Source organism: Methylophaga sp. UBA5088, from assembly GCF_002414625.1.
Taxonomy (GTDB): Bacteria; Pseudomonadota; Gammaproteobacteria; order Nitrosococcales; family Methylophagaceae; genus Methylophaga; species Methylophaga marina.
Genome location: NZ_DIAC01000134.1, coordinates 50,125 through 55,631 on the forward strand (window position 1 = coordinate 50,125; position 5,507 = coordinate 55,631).

Annotated in this window: 3 protein-coding genes and 1 pseudogene; all 4 read left to right on the forward strand. The window is 43.7% G+C overall.

From position 1 onward, the window contains the following. Positions 1 to 430 (forward strand): annotated as a pseudogene (locus B4K20_RS16735) (CDP-glucose 4,6-dehydratase); the annotation flags it as partial. Between the two features lie 33 nt (positions 431 to 463). After that, positions 464 to 2,092: a lipopolysaccharide biosynthesis protein RfbH gene (gene rfbH / locus B4K20_RS16740; RefSeq protein ID WP_289283786.1), complete on the forward strand. Its 1,629-nt coding sequence runs from the start codon at positions 464 to 466 to the stop codon at positions 2,090 to 2,092. 3 nt (positions 2,093 to 2,095) lie between these two features. Then, positions 2,096 to 3,616: an N-acetylneuraminate synthase family protein gene (locus tag B4K20_RS16745; RefSeq protein WP_289283787.1), complete on the forward strand. Its 1,521-nt coding sequence runs from the start codon at positions 2,096 to 2,098 to the stop codon at positions 3,614 to 3,616. Next, the gene (locus B4K20_RS16750; RefSeq protein WP_289283788.1) at positions 3,613 to 5,436 is read left to right on the forward strand and encodes a thiamine pyrophosphate-binding protein; all 1,824 of its coding nucleotides are present in this window, start codon (positions 3,613 to 3,615) and stop codon (positions 5,434 to 5,436) included. The genes B4K20_RS16745 and B4K20_RS16750 overlap by 4 nt, the downstream gene beginning before the upstream one ends. The last annotated feature ends 71 nt before the right edge of the window (positions 5,437 to 5,507 follow it).

Genomic DNA, 5,507 nt, shown 5'->3' on the forward strand with positions numbered 1-5,507 from the left:
GCTTGAGATTCGTCATCCGGGAGCCATTAGACCTTGGCAGCATGTATTGGAGCCTTTATCAGGATATTTATTACTGGCTCAACACATGGTTGAGCGCGGTGCGGAAGTAGCTGATGCATGGAATTTTGGTCCTGCTATGGAAGACACGAAGCCTGTAGATTATATTGTGGAATTTGCTCAGCAGCGTTGGCCGTCTCTTGATTGGTTTGCTCCTCAGCATAACGAGCATCATGAAGCATCAATACTGATGCTCGACTGTAGTAAAGCCCGACAGCAATTAGACTGGCAACCTGTTTGGCATATTGATGATGCGCTCTCTCTCACATTTGACTGGTATGATGCTTTTTATTCTGGAAAGCCCATGCGCGAGATAAGCCTGCAACAAATTCAGCAGTTTGTTCAGGACAGTAACGCGAGCTCGATAACATAAAGCAACATTATGAACCCAATGCATTCTCATGATATGACAAATCACGCTGCGACTTTTGCTTGCGGTGAACTGTGTATTGTCAATAAACCTGCCACCTCGCCAACTTTGTGTGTCGTGATTTCTCAGGAAGAAGCCGTCATAGAATGTTATGAATTACTGGCTTTAACAGACAATCCTTCAACTTCAGGGGATAACTGGTTTTTGTTATCGGAAGCGACAGCAAGCCGTTCAGCAGAATATCTGGATTTACGGCAGCCTATTTTTACTGGTCCAATGAATATCGCCAGTCGACAAGGTCAACTTTCGGCTTCAACAGTCGATGCGTTATTACGTGCCTTAGTTCAACGTCAAGTGAAACGCTACAGCCAGCATAAATTTCAATCAAAGGCTTTCCAGCCTGGGCAGAATGCTGTTGCTGTGTCAGGAAAAGTTTTGGATAACAATGATATCCAGCATATGGTGGATGCCTCACTGGATGGCTGGCTAACAACTGGACGGTTTAATGCCCAGTTTGAAAAAGCACTGGCTGAATTTATTGGTGTCAAACATGTTCTCACGGTAAATTCAGGTTCATCAGCGAACTTGTTGGCATTAACTGCACTGACTTCACCTAAGTTAGGTGATAAAGCATTACAAAAAGGCGATGAAGTCATCACTGTCGCGGCTGGGTTTCCGACTACGGTGAATCCCATATTACAAAACGGTTTAGTGCCGGTTTTTGTTGATATTACCTTGCCTTCCTACAATATTGATGTCAGTCAGCTTGAGGTGGCGTTATCTGATAAAACCCGAGCCATTATGATGGCTCATACATTAGGAAATACGTTCAATATTGATGCTGTTGTGCGTTTTGCTCGTCAACATAATTTATGGTTAATCGAAGATTGTTGTGATGCTCTGGGGAGTACCTATACACCTTCTGTAGAATTAACGGATTATCGTGGTCTGCCCATCGCCATAAATGAGCCTCGACATGTCGGTACCTTTGGTGATATTGCTACCTTAAGCTTTTATCCGGCTCATCATATTACGATGGGAGAGGGTGGAGCGGTTTATACCAATAATGGCCAACTGAAACTGATTTTGGAGTCATTCCGTGATTGGGGTAGAGATTGTTTCTGTGAACCCGGTAAAGATAACACCTGTAATAAACGCTTCAGTTATCAGTTGGGACAACTGCCGTGCGGCTATGATCACAAATATACCTATTCACATCTTGGTTATAATCTGAAAATTTCTGATATGCAGGCCGCTGTTGGCTTATCTCAATTGGATAAAGTCACGGGCTTTATTGAAAAGCGTAAAGCTAACTTTCAACGTTTACATGATGGCTTAGCTTGCCTACAAGATTATTTATTACTGCCGGAAGCAGAAAATAATGCTGAACCGTCCTGGTTTGGTTTCGCTATTACCTTAAAACAAGGTAATCGAGCTGACTTTATTCAGTATCTTGAACAACACAAGATAGCCAATCGACTGGTTTTTGGCGGAAACCTTATCAAACAGCCGTATTTTGAACAGCAAAGCTATCGTAAAGTTGGTGAATTAACCGTCACCGATCAGGTCATGAATGATTCGTTGTGGATCGGCGTTTTTCCGGGGCTATCTGATGAGATGATTGATTATATGATCGATACTATCCAATCTTATTTCAAAGTGTGAGTGATGACTGACAAAACATCGATGTATCAAAAGTTATTTGTGCTGGAAATGGCCAATAATCACCAAGGTGATATTGCTCATGGCAAGCAGGTTATTCAGCAGATGAAGCAGGTTTGTGATGATTTCCCTTTCCAGTTTGCCTTTAAATTGCAGTACCGTAACCTGAAAACCTTTATTCATCCTGATTATCGAGATAGACAAGATATTAAATACGTAAAACGATTTCGTGATACAGAGTTAGACGAAGCCCAATTGCTGGAATTAAAAAAAGCCATTGATGAAGCAGGCTTTATTTCCATGTGTACGCCGTTTGATGAAGCCTCTGTTGACTGGATTGAACAACATGGTTTTGACATCTTAAAAATTGCCTCCTGTTCACTTACCGATTGGCCATTATTAGAACGTATCGCTCAATCCTCTTTGCCGCTGGTGATGTCTACCGCCGGTGCCACGATGGAAGAGATTGACAATGTCGTTCAGTTTTTCTTACATCGCCACAAACAATTAGCCGTGATGCACTGTGTTGGTGAGTATCCAACGCCAAGACAAAATCTACAGTTAGGTCAAATTGCTCTATTAAAACAACGTTTTCCTGAGGTGACGGTGGGCTATTCAACCCATGAAGATCCTAATGAGTCGGAAGCAGTGAAAATGGCCGTCGCCATGGGCGCGCAGCTGTTTGAAAAGCATGTTGGGGTAGGTGAGCTCAATGCTTACTCGGCGAACCCTGAACAAGTCAGACAATGGTTACTCTCAGCGCAAGAAGCTTATGCCATGCTTGGTCTTGAGGGCGAGCGTGTGACGGTGACAGAGACAGAATTAACCACACTGAATTCATTACGCCGAGCGGTGTTTGCTAAACAAGATCTCGCTGCAGGCAAAGCATTGCAAACAGAAGATTTTTACTTGGCGATTCCAAGTCAACCCGGTCAACTATTGGCCAATGACTTATCCAAATACAAACAGTTTGAGTTAAAAGCGGCGGTAAAGGCTAATGAACCTTTATTACTCAAGCAGTTAGAAATCACCGATACCCGTGACATGGTTTCAGCTTCATTATCTAAAGTGTGTGCTTTATTACGTGAAGCCGGCATTGCTATTGCTGATGGGGTGAACTGCCAGTTATCGCATCACTATGGCATTGAGAAGTTCGAAGAAACAGGTGCGACCATTATTGATGTGGTTAACCGTGAATACTGTAAAAAGATTCTGGTGTTACTGCCAGGACAAAATCATCCGGTGCACGCTCATCATAAAAAAGAAGAAACCTTTAATGTGCTGGCGGGAGAGATGTACTTACAACTAGGTGATGAGCTAAAAACCATCAAAGCCGGTGAAATGGTCACCGTTGAGCGCGGTGTTAAACATGCTTTTAGCAGTGAAACTGGGGCGATATTTGAAGAGTTATCCACCACACATTTCACTGATGATTCGTATTATGACGATAAAGCTATTAACCAAAACAGTCGCCGCAAAACCAATCTAATCTTCCGTGCTGACTGGCTAACTTCGGAGTGGGCATGAGCGAACAACGCGTTGCTGACTATATCTTTGCCCGAGTGGCTGAATTAGGTGTTAAAGAGGTTTTCTTACTTCCTGGTGGAGGGGCCATGCATCTGGTGGATGCCTTGGGGCAGAATCCTGATATCACTTTCATACCGACTCATCACGAACAAGCTGCAGCGATTGCGGCTGAAGCCTACTCTCGCGTGAATGAAACACTCGGCGTGGCGCTTGTTACAACGGGACCGGGTGCGACCAATGCTTTGACTGCTGTAGCGGGTGCCTGGATTGAGTCTGTACCACTGCTGATTATTTCCGGTCAGGTGAAACGGGCCGATATGAAAGCTGATAGCGGTGTACGGCAAATGGGCCCGCAGGAAGTTGACATCGTGTCGATGGTTAAACCCATTACCAAATATGCCATCACCGTTGATGAGCCAGAGAATATTGGTCTTTATCTTGATAAGGCTTTACATGAAGCGATGACAGGACGAAAAGGCCCTGTCTGGCTGGATGTGCCTTTGGATGTACAAGCCAGTTTGATTGAGCCGGAAGAGCTAGCCCGGGATGAGTCGAATACAGACAATGAGTCAGACTGTGCACTTGAGCTGGATGAAGTTATCCAACTCATTCAGCAGGCTGAGCGTCCTATAATTTTGGCTGGTCATGGTATCCGTCTATCAGGTGCCGCTGACGCATTCAAACAACTTTATGAAAAAAACGGTATTCCGGTATTAACCACATGGAATTCTCTGGATCTAATTCCTTACGAACATTCATTATGTGCTGGTCGACCAGGTTCAGTGGCACTGAGACCGGCAAACTTTGCCGCCCAGAATTGTGATTTATTGATCAGTATTGGCGCACGTCTGGATAATGTGGTTACAGCACACAATCCGCAAAACTTTGCTCAGTATTCCGATAAGGTGATTATCGATATTGATGCCTCTGAACTGAAAAAACATCAGCTACCCAAAGCCCGTTTGATTCAGGCGAATGCCAAAACCTTTATTGAGCAGCTTCTGGCTGAGGTGAATGATACACCTGCCGACTATGCTGACTGGATACATAAAATTGCAGACTGGAAACAACGCTATCCACGCTGTGATGGAGAAAAATTTCCAGAGCAAGGTGAAATTAGTCATTATCATTTCATCGATCGTTTATCTGCTCTCACTAAAGCAAATGAGCTTATTATTACGGGCAGCTCAGGGCTGGCAGTCGAAGTCTTTTACTCCACTTTTGTGAACAAAACGGGACAACGTATTTTCCTCACCTCGGGTTTAGGTTCTATGGGCTATGGTTTGCCCGCGGCGATTGGTGGCTGTCTGGCCTCAGGTAAAAAGCCCGTTGTTTCGGTTGAAGGTGATGGAAGTTTGCAGCTTAATCTTCAAGAATTAAGCACCTTAAAATCCCTCAATTTACCTATACGCATGTTCATTATGAACAATAATGGTTATGCCTCCATTCGAAATACACAACGCAATTATTTTGATGAGCGCTATGTGGCAACTGGTCAAGAAGCTGGATTACTGATTCCGGATTTAGTAAAACTCGCAGAAGCAATTGGTCTTGATGCTGTTCGTATAAATGACGCCAGTGAGTTGGATGAAAAAATCCAATATGTGCTGAATCATCCAGGCCCAATTCTTTGTGATGTCTCTATCATCAAAGACGAAGCGTTATGGCCAAAAGTGTCAGCTAATCCTCAAGCGAATGGTTCGATGATATCCATGCCCTTAGAAGATATGACACCTCTGTTGTCTTTAGATCAGTTAAAACAGGAAATGTTAGTGTCCTTAGCTGACATTTCTCAACAAGTGGTACGAGGAGATGGTTGATACTCAAAACCGCAAATCATTAGCATGCCCATGTTGTCTGTCGCTTATAAACCATACTATAAATAGTGTAT